Consider the following 18,714-nt stretch of genomic DNA (forward strand, 5'->3'; position numbering starts at 1 on the left):
TGTTATAGTATATGTATCTACTTCTGGTCTGCAAAAACTATTGTACTTCCACTAAAATCAAATCGGAAGGGGAGTTCATTAAGTTCGGCTAAAGCAATTCTTACAGCCGTTTGTTTTTCTTTTTGAACGTAAAATAAAAGGAAGCCACCTCCGCCCGCACCCAATAATTTTCCACCTTCGGCACCGGCAGCACGCGCTTTTTCATAGTAAAAATCAATTTGAGGATTGGATATTTGCGATGCCATTTCTTTCTTATATAGCCACCCTGCATGCAATATATCTCCGAAAGTGCTTATATTATTTGTCTGTAACTCTTTTTGGAGATCATATGCCAGCTTAACCATCTTGTGTAGATTATTGTTTTTCTTTTCGTCGCTAATAATATTTTGACGCTGCTCCGATAAAATAGCACTCGCACTTCTGGTATTGCCCAGATAAAACATGAGCAAATTACTTTCCAATTCCTTCTGTTTGTCAATATCAATATGAATTTTGTTAATTACAACTTGTTCATCTTGTTTAAACTCAATGAAATTAAGACCGCCAACTGCACATGCATATTGATCTTGTTTTCCGATTGGTTCCCCGAGCTGTTCAATTTCGACTTCGCAAGCAGCTTTTGCAATTGCCTCCCTATTAATGAACCTTCCAAGATAAGCTTGAGACAGGTTTATTAAGCCAGATGTGAAGGCAGATGATGAACCTAACCCCGTCCCAGACGGAATATCAGCACTAGAATTAAAGTCAACCCCGGAGATATTTAAATTAGTAAATACCTGACGAATAATTCTATGTTGAATTTCGTCAATCTTATCTACCAACTCATTATGAGAATACTTTAAAAATATTTTCTGATCATTGAAGTATGGGTGCATGGAAAGATACACATATTTGTCTATCGTTACACTTAATACCGCACCGCCGTAATTACTGTAATATTCCTTCAAATCACTGCCACCGCCTGCAAAGCTGATTCTGAATGGAGTTCGGGATATAATCATTTAGAATTTTTATTATTTGAGAGAATCCAGTTTACAGCATGACCTAGGCCAGGTGCAACAAAATCAGGTGTTACATCATAACGCTTATCCTTACCTGCATATCCTGTTTCAACTAATACTGAGGTGAGACCAGCATTTTTGGCTGTCCTGATATCGGTCGTAGTATCACCAATAAAAAAAGATTTGGACAAATCAATGTTATACTCAGCTTTCGCCTTTAAGATCATTCCAATCTCAGGTTTTCGACAGTCACAGGATATTTTAAGTTCGGCGACCTCACCTTCGAATCCTTTTTCTGGATGGTGGGGGCAAAAGTATATTTGATTTAAGAAAGCTTTTTCTTGACCCAAGCTTGTTTCTAGAAGTTTATGAACCTCTTTTAATTTTTCAATACTAAGAAACCCTTTCGCGATACCGGGTTGATTTGTAACCACAACCGCAAGGTACTCTGATTGGTTAATACGGCGTATTGCATCTGAAACACCAGGTAAAATTTCGAAATCTTCCACTCTTCTCAAATTGTCGACCTCTCTATTGATGACGCCGTCCCGGTCTAAAAAAATGGCCGGTCTTTTATTTCCCCGGTTCCAGTTGGCAACCTTTCCACTACTATAATCTTTCTCGACTTTATGTAAACGGTCAGGTGTTCCTAAATCCTTTATATATTCTGGGGTATTGTACGCACGTAATCGTTCGCCATGGTCTAAAACCAGCGGAAATATATCCTTCCCAAAATCTGAAGAAATATCGCTTTTTATATACTTAAAAATCTTCGGGCTTAAAATATATACAGCAGCGTTTACCAAATTTTCATACAGTAGCCCCTCTGGATGCGGTTTTGATATAAAGCGTGTAATTAAGTCACCTTCACGTTCTACCAAGTCACTATCATAGGGATGATCGTTAGGATGGACGATTAATGATCCTAATGATGGAGCTTGTCTGTCAAAATCCTGAAACCGTTTTATGTCAAAATCCATCACGACATCACCATAAAGAACAAGAAATCGTTCCTTTAAGCTTGGCTCTAACTGTTTCAAAGCGCCGGAAGTACCCAATGGAATATCTTCGCGACAATAACTGACCTGCATATCCCATTGCGAACCATTTCCAAAATATCCTTCAATTTTTTCAGAAAGATAGCCGGTCAGCATAATAACCTGATTTATACCATATCTTTTTAACAGGAGAAGCTGATGTTCCAATAAAGGTTTTCCGGCTACGGATACCATTGGCTTGGGTAAATCATCTAGACCAAGTCTGGTTCCTTTTCCCCCTGCTAGAATTACGGCAATCATAAGTTAATGATTTGAGGAGTAAGAAGTAGTATCTGTTGGACAGCTTTTCGTACGGCCTCCGTTGAAGAATGTTTTGCCTTCCATCCAAGATTTTGGATCTTGGTAAGATCATATTCAAACTCCGGAACATCGCCAATCCATCCAGTATTACCGCCAGTAAATCTAATCTCACGATCGAGCCCTGCTTCTTTTAATACGATTTCAGCCATTTCTTTAACTTTTGTTCTGGAATCGACTCCGATATTAAATATATTTATTTGATCAGAAGTATTATTCCAAACAAAAAGAATAGCTTCTACCAAATCCTTTACATAGACATAAGGCTTATTTTGTTCGCCGTTTCCAAGAACTTCTAAAAATATATGATTTTTGTATGCCTTTCTTATGAAGTCAAAAATGGCTCCGTGGGTAGCTCTTTCTCCTACAACATTTGGGAAACGAACAATCCATGCCTGAATCTGATAATTTGCAACATACGAAGATATTATAGCCTCCGAGGCAAGCTTAGATGCTCCATAATGTGAAACAGGGAGCAACGGGCCAAAATTTTCTGTTAGCTTTTTTCCCGCCGGATCGCCATAAATTGCAGAAGTTGATGCAAATACAATCTTTCGGACACCATAAATTCTCATCATTTCGAGAACTCTATAAGTCGTTAAAAAGGTATTATTCACATCTACTTCGGGCTTGGTATGGCTGATAGCGATATCAGAATTAGCGGCCAGATGAAAAACAATCTCGAAATTTGACTTTGCAAAAACATCCGAAACAAATCCTTCATCTAAAATATCGCCTTGAATAAATTCGAAATTACCGTTGCCTGATAAGTGTTCTATGTTGGCAAGCCTGCCCAAGGACAAGTTGTCTAGTACTGTTATGTGATTTTCGTTATTTTGTAATAGTGCGTCGCAAAGATGGCTTCCTATAAATCCAGCTCCACCTGTGATTAGTATTTTCATTATGTTAATAGTTTGTATATAAGCAAGTTATATAGTAAGTGAAAAGAGAATTCGACCAGACTCTGTATCGATTCTATGCCAATTTTTTATAAATATAATTTTGTAAAGAAATCGGGGTGAGGATATATAAATAGATCGAAAGGATTCCAACGGTACTTTCAAAAAGATATTGAAATGAAAAATATTTCTTTTTAAGTTTAAGATTCATTTTCCAGTTTAACTTATCTCTTTTTTCACCAGTTGCCATTCGATAATCCATTAGCACTTGTTGAAGATTGTGAAGTTCAATTTTATTTGCGCTTGCTCTTAGCCATAATTCGTAATCTTCTGCTCTCTTAAAATCTGTGTTGTATGTCCCTATCTTGTCGAAAATATCTTTCCGAATCATGACAACGCTGTGACAAAGAGGGTTTCGAAGATGTAGGTATTTACGAATACTCTTATCAGTTTCAGGGTAATTACGCATTTTTATATGATTGCCTTGGTCATCGATGTAGTTGATATTACACCCGAGAATACCAATGGATTGGTTTTTCTCAAGAAACTCGACCTGGCATCTTATACGGTTCGGAAATTGAATGTCATCAGCATCAGCTCTGGCGATATATTTGCCGCTAGCCATGGCTAGCCCGTCATTCAATGCTTGCGGTAGTCCTCCTGTGTGCTTGGTTCTTAAAATTTTGACTCTGGAATCTGATTTGAAAAAATCTAAGGCCTCTATACTCGATAATTTATTGCTGTCATCGACGATTATTATTTCAAGATTAGAATAATCCTGATTGATAATACTGTTCATGCTTTCATGAATATGAACAGGAGAGTCATTATATACGGGATATAGGACGGTTACAAGAGGAAATTCCATTTATAATGTTAAGTGTGTAAAGTATTTAGCTTTTAAAGCGTACAAATATAATCGTATTAAGCAAAAATAATGAGATAATGGTATGTTAAAATTTGAGGAAGGTACATAATTAAATATTTACTGTTTCAGTCGGTCGTCCGGATTACGTTGGTTGACGATCACTAGACTTTGAAATACACATCTCATATAGATGAAAGTATTGTTGGCGCATGTTTTCCCAATTATATTTTTGAGCATACGTCAGACAATTAGACTTTAAAATATCGTACTTGTTACTATCTGTAATATCACTAAAAGCTTTAATCTCATTTACCTCTTTGAAAATAAACCCTAAATTCTCTCTTTGAATTACTTCCTTAAAAATTGGAATATCAGATGCAACAATAGGTAGTCCGTAAGCAATACTGTCTTTTAGTGTTCCGGCCCCACCTGTGTAGGTTTCTAAATAGGGAAGGAGCATAAAACTGTGTGATCGAACAAGATCGATTAATTCTTCGTCGGTAATAAACTTATTGATTATTTCTAAATTTGGGTGATTCAGATTTAGTATTCTTGGATCATGTATTTTACCTGCAATAGTGATATTCAAATCCAACGTTTTCGAATTCGACAAAAACTCAAAAATTCCTTTGTCTTCTCGTATTTGCCCGTAGATTAGGAATTTGGCAGTACTATTATTTTTTGTCTGATTATTATTGTGCGAAACCTCTGGACAAGGGTAATTGATAACGTAAATTGCCTTTACATATTTATTTCCTATTAAGGAAATTAATTGGTTTCTGTGATGTTCATAATGAGTAACAAACGTAGCTCCCATCATTGCAGCCTTCCTTAACGTATATTGATAAACTAATCTTTGAAGATATGATATTGCATCTTTCAATTTGTTAGCGTATCTCATCCTTTCAATAGAGTGAATGGTAATTATTAATAGTGGAATGTGATTTCTCTTAAATAACAGCAGGTAAAAAAAAGAAAACGGTTCGAATTCTAACAAATGAGCCACAGAAGGTTTTTCATCCACTAATTTTGAATAAGCTTTAAAGGAATCTAAAAAGCGACCTTTTATAAAATCAGTAAAAGTTCTGAAGTCTTTTTCCTCCGCCTCTAAAAATGTGGAATTTGGGTAACTTTGTTTTTTCGATGAACAGTATATGTAGAAAAAATCATTGGAAATCAAATTTTCAAAATATTGTCTATAATGTCCCTTCCAGGAAAGATATTGTTCAACTATGAAAAGCTTTTTTTTAATCATATAGATATAGTTGATAATCGCAGTGAAGATGGAGTCTACTTAGTATCGGGTAAGCCGATTACTTTTCCATTAAATTGATTGGCATTTAATTCAATTTTTCCCCCCATATTTTTTAAGGCAATACTATTCTTTGAATTTATTATGTTTCCAACGAGTATCGCGAAATCTCCATTTTTTGAAACGCCAGTACTTGCTTCAATAATATTATTACTAACAATATTGTTATTGCTTGATAAATCGATTCCAATAGTGGGATTAAGGCGGATTTGATTGTTACTAATAATGTTCGAGTCTGAGCTTCCGCTAATCATTATTCCCTTGCTCGAAGATTGGAATATTTTACCAATAGTTGCTACACCTCCGGTAGTTGATTGCGTAATACCTTCACCTTCTCGAAACTGACCGCTTGTGGTCTGAATCAGAGCTTTGTTGGTTAATATATCATAGCCAATTAAGTATCCTTTTGCTGAACTTAAATTTCCTGAAATAATAAGATTTGGATTGGCTCTAAGCGTTTTACTGGCTTTTGCTAAGCTTGTTTTTATTGGTAAAGATGCAGAGTCAGGTACGATAAATATATTTCCATAAATTATATTTGCACTGCCCCCGCCTTTGGACCCATCTATTTTAAGACCAAAAAGCTCTCCATCAAATTTTGCTGATGGCTCATACTGCACGTACGGCATAAGCATGTTATTACTAATCTTATGCTCGCCTCCTCCTGTTCCCGTTATACGAATTGCCGCTACTTTACTGCCTTCTAAGTGACAATTAGTAATGAATCCTTTATCTGACCCATCCATATAAATACCGAATTTTGACCCATCAGTCGTTAACCTGTCTATGTACGTATATCGGCAATTAATTAACTCTACTCCCGCATTGTTGTGTCCTTCATTGACAGATTTACCACCGCTGTAGCACCTAATAATATCTATCCCGAAATTTTCTGAAATCCCCTCACCAATTTTAAGATTAGATTGTGTAGCCCCGGTAAGTTTACAATCAATTATTTTAAAGTTCGCGATATGATTTGCATTAATGCAATGAGCTGCTTTTGCATTTCCATCAAGTTCTAAATCTTTTATCAATACATTACTTTCTCTTCCTGTAAACGATTTTTGTCCTTTGATCATTCGCAGAATGTCTTGCTCGTGTATAGCTTTTATTTTAGTTAAACCCGATCCAGCCCCTTCCAAAGTTAATCTATAGGCAAATACGGGTCCGGGTACTACTATTTTTGGTACTAATGTTATTGACGTAATGTAGGTACCTTCTGAAAATACTACTTTCAAACCTCGTTCGGTGGCGATATTTAAAGCTTTTTGAATTGATGGACCATCATCTTTATCATCATTGGCATTGGCGCCAAAAAATTCCGGCTTAATTGATAGATATTCTCTTTCGTATCTTCGTTTTCCAACAACGATAACCATTGAACTGTCATCTTTTGACCTTGTATTTTTGTCGTTATATCTGAAAATCCCTGACTTAGTTCCATCATTGATGTAGACTACCTCCGCTGTATCTGCGTTTCCCATTCTCAACTCATTCATGTTAAGGATGGGGGTAAAGTTATTAACTCTTTTGTTTTTATCAGAATACTTTCGCTGCAAATCCTTTTGGTTGAGAGTTTGTTTACTTTCAGATGTAGTTTTCTGTCCAAAACCATTCAAGTGTAGCAATAGAAAAAGAATTATGAATTTATCCATTGTAGTGTGTATTTGACGATTGGAAAGTGAGAAACAATTTGTGTGAAATGAACTATTTCAAACTTTAATTTATAATTAAAACCAAGACATGAACTGAGGAATAATAGAATTGTCCATTTCGAAATCTCTTTTTAAAAATATCAGTGTTATAGTAAAAGTCAAAATTATTAAGCAGAGTGATAGTATTAATATTCGGTTTCTAATCTTCAAAGAATGTAAGTAAAATAGGGAAACAATCATTGGAGAGTACGGAAAGATATAGCGAAAAGTGATGTTGGAATTAATTATCGTGGTCAGTATTCCTATTAAAGTATAGATAAAAAGAATTTGTGTTTCCCTATTGACGGCAGTTAGTGAGACAATTTTTTTATTTAAAAATGTAATAATAAGAGCAAAGTTGCAAGGAAATAGAGCGTATGCCATTAAGGTGTAGCCTACATCCAAGATAGGGTATGGAATAGAAAAAAAAGAATTTGGCCTGACTATGGGTGTAAAAAGAATTAAGCATGTTTTTATCGCAAAAGCTGGAAATTGAAGGATTGGATTTTGGTTCATAACCTTTAAAAAAAGAGCAATTTCATAAAGGTTTGACGTTTGAAATGAATACAACTCTTCACCTTGAAATTCTGTTATGAATATGTTGATCGGTGGAATCGAATTAATTGTAAAATATCCAAGTAGTATAATCAAAAACACGTTAACAGGATTTTTGACTGCATATGTTAGTGGGGTGATTAAGATCGTGATTATCAAAGTTAAACCAAATACCGGGCGAACAAATAAGGCTGAGACCGCAACCATAAACGCTAGGAATTTGAGTGTTTGCAACCTTTGAAAGTATAAGTAGAAGCATAATAACGAAAGAAATACTAAAAAGGTCTCCTTGTTTGGACCAACTGCTCCGATGAGCAAATAGGGATTGAAAACAATTATAAACCGCGCAAGAGAAACAGATTTTTCAGAAATTACCGCAAATACCTTACATAAATAAACACAGCATAGTAATAGGATTGTGTTTATCAAAATAAATATAAAGGGGCCTATTCTATAGAACAAGCTATTCAACGATGTGAAAGCGTCTGCAAAAGTGTCAATATTTCTTTCATACAATACCCTTAATTCATAAGTATAGGAATCGTATACAAAATGGTTTGTAATTGGTAAGTATTGATACCTAGCACAAACCTGAAGTAACAATGTTGTTGCAAGAAAAAATAGCAGTATCAGATACCATTTATATTGTCCTGCCATTTTGTAATGAATTTGGGGAATAATAATTTGTTATCGAAGAAGTATCCGGGAGTAGGCCATTGACTAAACTATATCTTTCTCAGAATGAATATCCCACACCCGTATTTGCATCCGAAGTTATTTTCAACTTGTTCAGGATTGAGATCCTGATGCATGAAAATATTTTTATTATCATCTATGTATGTGAAAGATTCTACAACGAATTTATCTTTAAAAATATCTAGGAGGTATTTGACAGCAAAAACTCGATGCGCATTAAATTCGATCCGTTGAGTACCAATCGGGACAGCGAAATAGAACAGGCCTTTATTGATCAATAAGCCAAAAATATTGTTTATGGCCTTAATATGTCCATCAAGATCAATCGGATCTCCATACCTGCCCAAACCAAAATGTTCAATCGCATGTAAAGAAGATATTGAATCATATTTGTCGTATAAAGTTTGATCTGGCTTTTTCATCATATCTGACTGTCGAAACTGAATATTTGGGACAATACTATTAATGGCCCGGATATCGACGACATCAATTTCTCTAAAGGTAGCAATGTGAGCCACGAAGCCATCCGTTCGAGACCCAATATCTAGATGTCTGACCGGATTATTTTTGTATACTTGCTGAGCAACAAATAAATCTTGCTGAAAATACACGCTTTTCATATCACCACCTTGCTCATACCGATCACCTAAAAACGGAGAAATACTTATCTCCCCAAATTTTGGATATTCGCTCTTGGCATTAGATATCTTGATATAGTCACTAATGAACGCAGGGATTCCCTTTAAAGAGTTAAAGAGCTGAATTGGATTAAATCCAAGTCCCAGGATGGTTCGGGCTATAATTTTCATCGTATAGTATGTTTATTAAAATTTTCCGTGTTTAACTTTTTCAAGTTTTTCGACAAGTACACAAATATTGATAGTGAAGATGTGTACAAAAGAACCTGAACTGCAATTTTATAATTTGAAAGGGAGAATCCGACCATTAGGCTTATAGCAATGGTAATGAAAATTATTTGTCCGGTTCTTTTTACAACATTCCCCAATAACATATTATTTTCTGAATGCACTTTTAGAAATGGCTGAATCATTACCTGAGTAATGGAGAAAAACGTATAGGGAATAAGAAATATTTTTAAAAATTCAAAAACACTCTGCGTATCTCGGTCATTGAACTGCCCTCTTTCATATAGAATGCTAATTATGTAATTCCCGAAGAAGTATAGCGCTGTATTAGCTAATACTGCTATCAAGAAGGTCAAAAGAATTGTTTTTTTAAGGGATGAGGAGTCAGAAACGGATGATCTGTAAAGAATTATTGAAGCTATATTGGATACAATCATTAGCATAAATGAGGAAATGATTATAAAAGAATATTGATAATAATTAATTTGATAATCGTTCTCAAAACTGATTAAAAGCCTGCCCGTAAATCCAATGAAAATTGCATGATTCACAGAGATGAGACGATGGAAGTTAATATCTTTTAACTTGATTAAATGCTCAACCCTAGATTTTTCTGTTTTGTTGAAATTTGAATTTAAGCCTCTTTTTAAAAGGAAATTAGAAAAGAGAATACCAAAGATGGAGGCAACTAAAATGGATTTTAGCCCTAGCTGTCCAATTGATAAAAAAATTATAATTAAAGTAAAGACTGCATTTAAAAATGATTGTGTTGAGTATTTTTGGAAATTTCCAATTGTCTTTTGCAACGAAAACAAAACACTATTTGACAAGTTGATTGCCAGATAGGAGGAAAACAATAGTACCCAAATTACCAAATCTAAATCATAAATGTCAGTTTTAAGATAAGATACAAAAAACAGAAGGATAACCGATAAAAGAAATAAATATTTGGAAAAAAGTAATGTTTGGTTCCAGATCGGTTGAAAATTGATCGTCTTGTTTTGAAGATATAATCCTGCATACTTAGGAACTAAAATGCTTTCCATAACCGGAACTCCTATTACAAAAGCCAGGAAAAAATCAACGATTGACCTTAGTGTATTAAAGGTTGCAAACTCGATAGTATTTCCTATCATGTAAGCTATAATAGATTCTCTGAGTACGCCAAGACCTTTAATGGCTATTGAGCTGATAAATAGCCAGCCGAAGTTAATTATTGATTTGTTTAACTTCATTCAGTTACTTATTTCTTATGGATAAAGTAACAAGTGTTAGTATAGAAAACACAAAGGCGCCAACGATTGCATAAATTATTCTTGTTGGACTGCTTTTCTTTACTGGAACAATTGGGGGTTCGAGAATTTGAATTATTGGCCGTCCTTCTTTTTCAGCAAGCGTAGCCTTTTCTAATTGGTTTAATAAATCATTACGAAGGTTTTGTGAATGGATGTAATTCGATTGTAATTTTTGCTCCTCAATTTTTGCTACATTATTGAATACATTTCTATTATTATCTCTGTAACGCTGAAGGGCATATTCTGCATTTTTGAGTTGATTATTAGCTTCTTGTACTCTGGATTTAATAAATTCAGATTCATCATGCTTTTTTTTGGAACGATAACCAGAGACATAATCCGACAAATATTGTATTGCTTCTGAAAGAGTTGCCGCAGCAATAACAGGATCTCTCATTTCTACACCGATATAAATAATACCAGTCTTCTTATCGAAATTAGTTGTAAGAGAGGATTTTAAATTTTGAATTAATCTAATCTCATCCTTACTAAAGTTGAGCACCGATGTATCTACGGTTTTAGCTAGAATAGCACCAATTTGAGATTTCTCCTTTTCCTTATTTATACTTTCAAGATAGCTAAGCAGATTTGGAAATTGCTTATTTTCAACTGTCTTTACAGGCTGTTTTAAAAGATGAATAATCGCAGGTGTACTCTGCAGAATATTTGGATATAAATCGGGACGAATGGCATCGCTTTCAGATGAATTAGCCAGGTCAATTCCAGCAAGATTTGCCAATGAGCTAAATCCTGAAAACCGGCTTTCTTTGTATTCAGGAAGCAATTCAGCTTTTGCTGTAAATTTCTTGGGCAATAAATAGGTAATCGCACCGCCTAAAACACCTCCAATAAAACCGGCGATAATGATTTTTTTTAAATTTCTCTTAAATAAGGAAATTAGGAAAAGTACTGACCGTTCCAGGATATCTGCTTCTGGCGGTGTTTTCTTAATTATATCTTCCTTCATGATTAAATTGTATCTGTACAGTTTTCTTCAGATTAAGTAACTGTGGTTTATCTAAATAAACTGATCAGAGCTAACGAAATAGTAGTAACCAGTGATATAATAGCTATTCGTTCTGACGGGCTAATTTGGCGTTCTTTTTGTGGATCTTTGACCGGCACTGTCAAAACAGATCCAGATTCGATTTTCGGATATGATTTGAAAAAAAGAAACTTTTTAGTTCTGAACGTGCGTCCGTTTGGATATGAAACATAAATCCGGCTTTTCCAGGCATATTCAGCAAATCCACCTGCCTGGGAGATATATTCCCGGAATGAAAAATGAGGATCAAAATTTACAATTGATGGATTTTGGACACCACCTTTAATTCTAACTGTTTCCGATTTTGTTGGAATCAACAATGTATCACCCGTTTGCAATAAAAGATTTGCAGAAAGTGATGGTTTTTGAATAATTGCTTTAAGATCAACGGCAACCAATTCTTTATTTCTGTAAAATCTCGCTCCGCTTATGTATGCTTCTGCTTTCAAGCCTCCTGCTTTTGGAAGAAGGTCGGTAATTCTTTCAAAATTGTTTAATATTGTATATGTACCTGGATACATAATTTCTCCTAAAATTGTAACTGCCTTTTGCGGCTCATATCTCGGTGACTTGCGTACATAAATCACATCGAAGGGAGACAATTTGAATTTCTGATCTTCCTCATTTAATGTCAGATTTTCGCTGACCTCCAATGAAAAAATACGTACATTTTGAGACTGTGGAATATTTGCAGTATCTCCTTTTATCCTTCTTGATACTTCAATTCTATAGGGAATACCTCCCTCTGTATATCCACCTGCTTTAAAAATGGCATCAGCTACGGTAATTCCATCATGATAATTGATTGTTCCTGGGTTGATTACCGAACCCAGAATAGTTAAATCATAATTTTCTTTAAGCTCATCAATTGTTTTAATATAGATATGATCTTCGCGTTTTAAAACTATATCTTCAATTTCTCCATTCATCAGCTTTCCAAGATCGAAAGAAATAATTTCAGGGCGAAGCGTTGCTGTTTTGCGTTCAATAATTGCGCGATTTAAAAAAGCATCTTCTCGCAAGCCCTCTGATTTTGTTATCAGTTTTTTAACGGTATTTGTCTGCTCGTCAATTGGATATTCACCGTCTCTGAAAACTCCGCCTTCGATAACAACCCGGTTTTCTATTCTGTTGAGAATTTTTCCAATTTTGAAAACATCACCGTTTTGAGGAATGAAATTTGCGACTTCAGTTTCCTGAACGGAGCCAACCATAAGCTCTTTGCCTGTATTTCTTCTAAATTGAATAGAAGCAGAATATGCAGTTGGAGTATAGCCGCCGGCGTATCGAATCATGTCTTTCAGCGTCTCACCATCTTTTACTTCGAACAATGCGGGATGTTTTACTTCTCCAAATAATTCAATTCTCTTCGAATAAGGCCTAACCAGGATGATATCCTGATCCTGCATAGTGATATTATCTTTCAGATTCGCATCAACTAAAAAGCCGTACAAATCTATTGTGCGTATCGTTTTGTTATTTCGGATAATCTCTATGCTTCTATATGAACCATTATTATTTGGTCCGCCAGACTGATTAAGTGCATTAAATGCAGTGGCAAGCGATGAAATTGTATAAGATCCCGGACGTGTTACTTCTCCGGTTATCATCACCTGAATACTCCTGACATTTCCTAGGGTAATAGTCGAATATGTCCCTCCACCAGGCCGATTAAGTGCTGAATATGCGGATCTTAGTCTATTTACAATTCTTTCAGAGGCTTGTTCAATAGTCAAACCGTTAACCTGTACAGGTGCAAGATTCAACATTTTAACAGTTCCTTCCGGACTTATCTTTAACCGAAAATTATCAACTGAATTTCCGTAAATGTCTACAACCAATTCATCGTCTGGCCCCAATATGTAATTTTTGGGTGTGGCAATTCTGAGATTTGGTTCAAAACTTATAGATGAACTTGAAAAAAAAGAAGCTCCAAAAACCTGTTTAACGCTGTCTGAATTTGGGAGAGCGGATACTGGCTTTGCCTTTACCAGCATGGAATCAGCGATTTGTCTTCTGCTTTCATCTGTACCGCTTCTGTCTGGCCCTGTTGGAGCAGAAGTTTGTGCTTGCTGCAATCGATTCCTCATAGCACTGATTTGATCCAGTGTATATCCCTTTTCCAAGGCAGCCTGTTCAATTGCCATATCTGTAAGACCGCTCGCCTTCGCTCTTTTATAAAACTCTAATGCCTGCTCATTGGAGATGGAGTTAGGGTCAATATTTTGAGCATACGACTCATTATGAACCAGTGCAAAAGATAAAAATAAGATACCCGAGAAAATGGATTTTCGAAGCAAGGAGAAGTACATGTAATGTGCGTAAATGTTTATTAGATTCTATGAAACACCTTTATATACTTTGATAGGATCTGAGAATCTTCTCAAAAGTACATAAAGATATTAAAATTGAAAGTCGTTTGATAGAATTTCGTAATTCTACGTTGTTTTCAAAGGAACTACATTTATTGACAACTCTTTTAATTGTTTTTCCTCAATTGTAGACGGCGAATCAATCATTACGTCACGTCCGGAATTATTTTTGGGGAAAGCAATAAAATCTCTGATGGAGTCGATGCCACCAAAAATTGAACATAAACGGTCAAATCCGAAAGCAATACCTGCATGAGGAGGTGCGCCGAATTCGAACGCATTCATCAAAAACCCGAATTGTTCCTGCGCTTCTTCCTGACTGAATCCAAGAATTTCAAACATTTGCTGCTGCAAATCACGTTCGAAAATCCGAACGGAACCACCACCAACTTCTACACCATTGATAACCATGTCATAAGCATTTGCGCGCACCTGACCAAGATCGGTTGCGAGCAGTGCAATATCTTCCGGTTTAGGACTTGTAAATGGATGGTGCATCGCGAACCAGCGGTTTTCTTCTTCTCCATATTCAAGTAACGGAAAGTCGAGAACCCATAATGCGCGGAACTCATTCGGATTACGGAAACCGAGACGGGAGCCCATTTCCAGACGAACTTCATTCAATTGTTTGCGGGCTTTGTCGGCTTGTCCTGAAATAATAAGTATCAAATCGCCCGGCTTTGCATCGAATGCAGCAACCCACTTTTTAAGATCTTCTTCCGAATAAAATTTATCAACGGACGATTTTACCGATCCGTCTTCATTGTAGCGAACGTAAATAAGACCTTTTGCGCCAATCTGCGGACGTTTAACCCAATCCGTCAATTCATCCATTTGTTTGCGGGTATATACCGCACAGCCAGGTGCACAGACACCGACAACAAGTTCAGCATCGTCAAATACTCCAAAGCCTTTTCCCGAGGTAAGATCCTGATCTTTCCCTTTTAATTCGACAAACTTCATGTCAAAACGAATATCCGGTTTGTCAGAACCGTACAGACGCATTGCATCTGCATAAGTCATGCGCGGTACTTCCGGCAAGTCTAATCCTTTTACTTTGCTGAAAAGATTGCGGATCAAACCTTCGAAAGTATTTAATATATCTTCTTGTGTCACAAATGACATTTCACAGTCAATCTGAGTAAATTCCGGCTGACGGTCCGCACGTAAATCTTCGTCACGGAAACATTTAACAATCTGATAGTAACGGTCAAATCCTGCAACCATCAAAAGCTGCTTAAATGTCTGCGGCGATTGTGGTAATGCGTAAAATTCACCTGGATTCATACGACTGGGCACAACAAAATCACGTGCACCTTCGGGGGTCGACTTGATCAAAACCGGCGTTTCCACTTCGATAAAATTTAAATCATCAAGATAAGCACGTGTATGACGAGCTACCTGATGGCGGAGTTCAAGATTTTTACGAACTGTATTTCTACGCAAGTCCAGGTAACGATATTTCATGCGTATATCATCTCCTCCGTCCGTTTCGTCCTCAATTAAAAATGGAGGAAGTTTAGCCGGATTCAGAATTGATAATTCTGAAACACGGATCTCAATTGAACCAGTTGCTATCTTATCATTTTTGGAAAGGCGCTCGATTACTTCACCTTTTGTGGAGATCACAAATTCACGTCCCAAAGAACGAGCTGTTTCCAATACCTCCGGTGGTGTTTTTCCTTCTTCAAAAAGAAGTTGTGTTAAACCATACCGGTCACGTAAATCGAGCCATACCATTCCTCCTTTATCACGGATTCTCTGAACCCAACCACACAACACAACATCTTGATTTACATGCTCTAAGCTTAACTCACCACAGGTATGTGTACGTAACATATAATTATTTTAATACTGATATAAAGAAACTGCCTGATAATAAATGCCGCAAAAGTACGTATTTTTACTAAATGTAACATGAAACGTTTTTTATGAAATTATATAAATTCAGGTTCTTACTGCAAAATTTTTTAGTATTCACAAGCTTTGTAATTTTTTGGAGTGCTTGCGGCGATCCTGAAGTGAATCCAGATACCGGAGAATCGATTGACTTTGAAACGGTTCCACAGCAATTCCCTTTACAGCCCGGAATTATCGATGAGGCCTCAGGTTTGGCAAATAGTTTCTCCATGGATGGCTTCCTGTGGACTTTGCAGGACTCTGGCCGGCCCAACTCACTGTACTTGATCAGTAAGGACGGGAAATCCATTAAGGAATTCAATATACCGGGTTCCTCGAACCATGACTGGGAAGATTTGGCAAGTGGTCCCGGGCCTATTGATGGGGTTAAGTATTTGTATATCGGTGAAATCGGGAATAACAACCCTCCGATGACTTCAACCAATATCATCTACAGGGTTCCCGAGGTCAGTGCGATAAATGAGTCATTCAGCCAAAGCGGAATGGAAAAAATAACATTTAGTTATCCCGATGGCCCGCGTGACGCTGAAACGCTTTTATTGGATCCTATAACCAAAGACATTTTTGTCGTTTCAAAAGAAATGAATCAAGCGGGCTTATACCGACTTGCTTATCCTCAATCTACCTCAGGTACTGTGGTTGCCGAAAAGCTTGGCGTAATTCCTTCTGCTGTTTTTACAACAGGAGGAAGTATTTCAGTTAATGGCGGTGAAATATTGATAAGAAATTATACTTCTGCGTTTTATTGGATAAGAGCTTCCGGCGAAACCGTAGGTCAGACTTTACTTAAATCACCAAAAAAACAGATGCTTCTTGCACCTGAACCCCAGGGAGAGGCAATTTGCTTCGATCGTGAAGCTAATGGTTTTTACACCCTCGGAGAAATTGGTCAGGCAACGAGTATTAATCTTAATTATTACAAAAGAAAATAAGGGCCAATTTTATGCGGATAAATTTATTGTTTTTAACTTTTCTATTGATATCTGGGACTCTGCATGCGCAGCAGGCACCGGCACAGGAAACCTTTGTAAAGGATAATTATTTAAAAAAGGAATTCGATATTCCGATGCGGGACGGTATAAAGCTGCACACAATTGTATATTCGCCAAAAGATGCGGCTGCATCAAACAAATATCCTTTTTTGATGCAAAGAACTTGTTACAGCGTTGCGCCTTACGGTGATGACTTGTATCCGGCTCGTTTGGGGCCTAGTACCGCTCTTATGCATGAAAAATATATTTTTGTTTATCAGGATGTCAGGGGGCGGTACAAAAGTGAAGGCATCTGGACGAATATGACTCCGCATATTGATTCTAAGAAAAATAAAACGGACGTTGATGAAGCCTCTGATACATACGATACAATTGAATGGCTTCTGAAAAATATTCCTGATAATAATGGACGAGTAGGGCAATGGGGGATTTCCTATCCAGGTTTTTATACAACTGCCAGTGCTTTGAGCAATCATCCGGCATTGAAAGCATCCTCGCCGCAAGCTCCGATTGCCGATTTTTTTCATGACGATTTTCACCATAACGGTGTTTTTACACAAGGTTATTACCTGACATTTCCAGTTTTTGGCATTAAGCCCGACTCCCCAACTGACGCTTCATGGTTTACAAATGATTTCATCAAGCCTGAACCGGATGGGTATACGTTTAATCTAAATCTGGGTCCGCTGAGGAATTTTGATAAATATTACTCCAAGAATTTTTTCTGGCAGGAAACTGTAAATCATCCAAATAAAGACGACTTCTGGAAAAAAAGAGATATACTTCCTCACCTTAAAGGCTTGAAACATGCATTTATGACAGTTGGCGGCTGGTTTGACGCAGAGGATCTTTATGGTCCGTTAAATACCTATAAGACAATTGAGAAAAATAATCCGGGTATTTATAATACTCTGGTTGTTGGTCCATTTGGGCACGGGAGGTGGAGCAGAGAAACCGGACATACTTTTCACAACGATATTTATTTCGGAGACAGTATTGCAACTTTTTACCAAAACAATATTGAAGGGAGATTTTTCGATCATTTTCTAAAAGGCCCGGGTGATGGCAAGACAGGCTTGCCGGAAGCTTATCTTTTTGATACGGGGAAAAAGGAGTGGAAGACATTTGATAAATGGCCTGCCGCCAGTGCAGAGAAGAAAAAACTATATTTTCAAACCAATGGTAAGTTAGGTTTTGATGCTCCCGCAAGTGTAAAATCATATTCGGAGTATGTGAGCGATCCGTTAAAACCGGTTCCATATACTACGAATTATAAGCAGATGTCTGGCTTTACTCCGTTTGAGTATATGTCAGAAGACCAGCGTTTTGCCTCGACGCGCCCCGATGTTCTGGTTTTTAAAACCGAAGTTTTGACTGAGGATTTAACTTTGGGTGGTGAAATAATGGCACAGTTGAAAATCAGTACTTCGGGTACAGACGCTGATTTTTTTGTGAAATTAATTGACGTCTATCCTGACGACGAGAAAAATAGTCCTTTTCAGCCGAATCCAAATGTTGTTATGGCGGGTTATCAGCAAATGGTAAGAAGCGAAATTGTAAGGGCGCGTTTCCGTAATAGTCTTGAAAAGCCTGAACCGCTTGTTGCTGATAAACTGACGGATATTGGGTTTCGTTTGCAGGATGTGCTGCATACTTTCAAGAAAGGCCATCGTATTATGGTGCAGGTTCAAAGCACGGTTTTTCCGTTATTTGACCGAAATCCTCAGAAATATGTAGACAACATTTACAAAGCGGAGGAAAAGGATTTTATAAAGGCGACGCAAAAAATCTATCACCAGCGAGGAGCAGAAAGCGGGCTTGTTGTTGACATACTAAAATAGGCA

At 36.8% G+C, this 18,714-nt stretch carries 13 protein-coding genes; 2 read left to right on the forward strand and 11 right to left on the reverse strand.

Annotated features, from left to right (window positions below):
* Positions 1-17 precede the first annotated feature (17 nt).
* The 11 genes from BMY70_RS05485 to aspS all read right to left on the reverse strand — a co-directional run bounded on the left by BMY70_RS05485 (position 18) and on the right by aspS (position 15,797).
* A complete protein-coding gene (locus BMY70_RS05485; protein WP_090333092.1) occupies positions 18-1,001 on the reverse strand; it encodes a GHMP family kinase ATP-binding protein in 984 nt (327 codons plus the stop codon).
* A complete protein-coding gene (locus BMY70_RS05490; RefSeq protein WP_090333095.1) occupies positions 998-2,299 on the reverse strand; it encodes an HAD-IIIA family hydrolase in 1,302 nt (433 codons plus the stop codon). The genes BMY70_RS05485 and BMY70_RS05490 overlap by 4 nt, the downstream gene beginning before the upstream one ends.
* On the reverse strand, positions 2,296-3,258 hold the full coding sequence (locus tag BMY70_RS05495) for an NAD-dependent epimerase/dehydratase family protein (protein ID WP_090333098.1): 963 nt from the start codon (positions 3,256-3,258) through the stop codon (positions 2,296-2,298). The genes BMY70_RS05490 and BMY70_RS05495 overlap by 4 nt, the downstream gene beginning before the upstream one ends.
* A 73-nt stretch (positions 3,259-3,331) precedes the next feature.
* Complete coding sequence (locus BMY70_RS05500) at positions 3,332-4,123, reverse strand: glycosyltransferase (protein ID WP_090333100.1); 792 nt, start codon at positions 4,121-4,123, stop codon at positions 3,332-3,334.
* Positions 4,124-4,265: 142 nt separating this feature from the next.
* Entirely contained in the window at positions 4,266-5,378 is a 1,113-nt protein-coding gene (locus tag BMY70_RS05505) for a glycosyltransferase family 4 protein (RefSeq protein ID WP_090333103.1), read from the reverse strand.
* Between the two features lie 35 nt (positions 5,379-5,413).
* Complete coding sequence (locus tag BMY70_RS05510) at positions 5,414-7,090, reverse strand: hypothetical protein (RefSeq protein ID WP_090333108.1); 1,677 nt, start codon at positions 7,088-7,090, stop codon at positions 5,414-5,416.
* 1,319 nt (positions 7,091-8,409) lie between these two features.
* Positions 8,410-9,189 carry a DUF268 domain-containing protein gene (locus BMY70_RS05520; RefSeq protein ID WP_218148606.1) on the reverse strand — a complete coding sequence of 260 codons (780 nt, stop codon included), beginning with the start codon at positions 9,187-9,189 and terminating at the stop codon, positions 8,410-8,412.
* Positions 9,186-10,481: a hypothetical protein gene (locus BMY70_RS05525; RefSeq protein WP_090333115.1), complete on the reverse strand. Its 1,296-nt coding sequence runs from the start codon at positions 10,479-10,481 to the stop codon at positions 9,186-9,188. The genes BMY70_RS05520 and BMY70_RS05525 overlap by 4 nt, the downstream gene beginning before the upstream one ends.
* 4 nt (positions 10,482-10,485) lie before the next feature.
* On the reverse strand, positions 10,486-11,508 hold the full coding sequence (locus BMY70_RS05530) for a Wzz/FepE/Etk N-terminal domain-containing protein (RefSeq protein WP_090333117.1): 1,023 nt from the start codon (positions 11,506-11,508) through the stop codon (positions 10,486-10,488).
* Positions 11,509-11,555: 47 nt separating this feature from the next.
* Positions 11,556-13,898, reverse strand: coding sequence for an SLBB domain-containing protein (locus tag BMY70_RS05535; protein WP_090333119.1), 2,343 nt, complete (start codon positions 13,896-13,898; stop codon positions 11,556-11,558).
* A 126-nt stretch (positions 13,899-14,024) separates the two neighbouring features.
* Entirely contained in the window at positions 14,025-15,797 is a 1,773-nt protein-coding gene (gene aspS, locus BMY70_RS05540; RefSeq protein ID WP_090333122.1) for an aspartate--tRNA ligase, read from the reverse strand.
* A 92-nt stretch (positions 15,798-15,889) separates the two neighbouring features.
* On the opposite strand from aspS, the gene BMY70_RS05545 reads away from it, so the two are divergent.
* Together BMY70_RS05545 and BMY70_RS05550 are read left to right on the forward strand one after the other, a co-directional pair.
* A complete protein-coding gene (locus BMY70_RS05545; protein ID WP_090333124.1) occupies positions 15,890-16,810 on the forward strand; it encodes a YjiK family protein in 921 nt (306 codons plus the stop codon).
* A gap of 11 nt (positions 16,811-16,821) precedes the next feature.
* Positions 16,822-18,711, forward strand: a complete 1,890-nt coding sequence (locus BMY70_RS05550) for a CocE/NonD family hydrolase (RefSeq protein ID WP_090333127.1) — start codon at positions 16,822-16,824, stop codon at positions 18,709-18,711.
* The last annotated feature ends 3 nt before the right edge of the window (positions 18,712-18,714 follow it).

This window comes from Dyadobacter koreensis (assembly GCF_900108855.1).
Lineage (GTDB): Bacteria > Bacteroidota > Bacteroidia > Cytophagales > Spirosomataceae > Dyadobacter > Dyadobacter koreensis.

Excerpts from the sequence above, each read along its gene's own strand:
- BMY70_RS05550 (WP_090333127.1), top strand. The coding sequence starts at position 16,822 with ATGCGGATAAATTTATTGTTTTTAACTTTTCTATTGATATCTGGGACT.
- BMY70_RS05495 (WP_090333098.1), bottom strand. The coding sequence starts at position 3,258 with ATGAAAATACTAATCACAGGTGGAGCTGGATTTATAGGAAGCCATCTT.
- BMY70_RS05525 (WP_090333115.1), bottom strand. The coding sequence starts at position 10,481 with ATGAAGTTAAACAAATCAATAATTAACTTCGGCTGGCTATTTATCAGC.
- aspS (WP_090333122.1), bottom strand. The coding sequence starts at position 15,797 with ATGTTACGTACACATACCTGTGGTGAGTTAAGCTTAGAGCATGTAAAT.
- BMY70_RS05505 (WP_090333103.1), bottom strand. The coding sequence starts at position 5,378 with ATGATTAAAAAAAAGCTTTTCATAGTTGAACAATATCTTTCCTGGAAG.
- BMY70_RS05545 (WP_090333124.1), top strand. The coding sequence starts at position 15,890 with ATGAAATTATATAAATTCAGGTTCTTACTGCAAAATTTTTTAGTATTC.
- BMY70_RS05510 (WP_090333108.1), bottom strand. The coding sequence starts at position 7,090 with ATGGATAAATTCATAATTCTTTTTCTATTGCTACACTTGAATGGTTTT.
- BMY70_RS05520 (WP_218148606.1), bottom strand. The coding sequence starts at position 9,189 with ATGAAAATTATAGCCCGAACCATCCTGGGACTTGGATTTAATCCAATT.
- BMY70_RS05530 (WP_090333117.1), bottom strand. The coding sequence starts at position 11,508 with ATGAAGGAAGATATAATTAAGAAAACACCGCCAGAAGCAGATATCCTG.
- BMY70_RS05490 (WP_090333095.1), bottom strand. The coding sequence starts at position 2,299 with ATGATTGCCGTAATTCTAGCAGGGGGAAAAGGAACCAGACTTGGTCTA.
- BMY70_RS05500 (WP_090333100.1), bottom strand. The coding sequence starts at position 4,123 with ATGGAATTTCCTCTTGTAACCGTCCTATATCCCGTATATAATGACTCT.
- BMY70_RS05485 (WP_090333092.1), bottom strand. The coding sequence starts at position 1,001 with ATGATTATATCCCGAACTCCATTCAGAATCAGCTTTGCAGGCGGTGGC.
- BMY70_RS05535 (WP_090333119.1), bottom strand. The coding sequence starts at position 13,898 with ATGTACTTCTCCTTGCTTCGAAAATCCATTTTCTCGGGTATCTTATTT.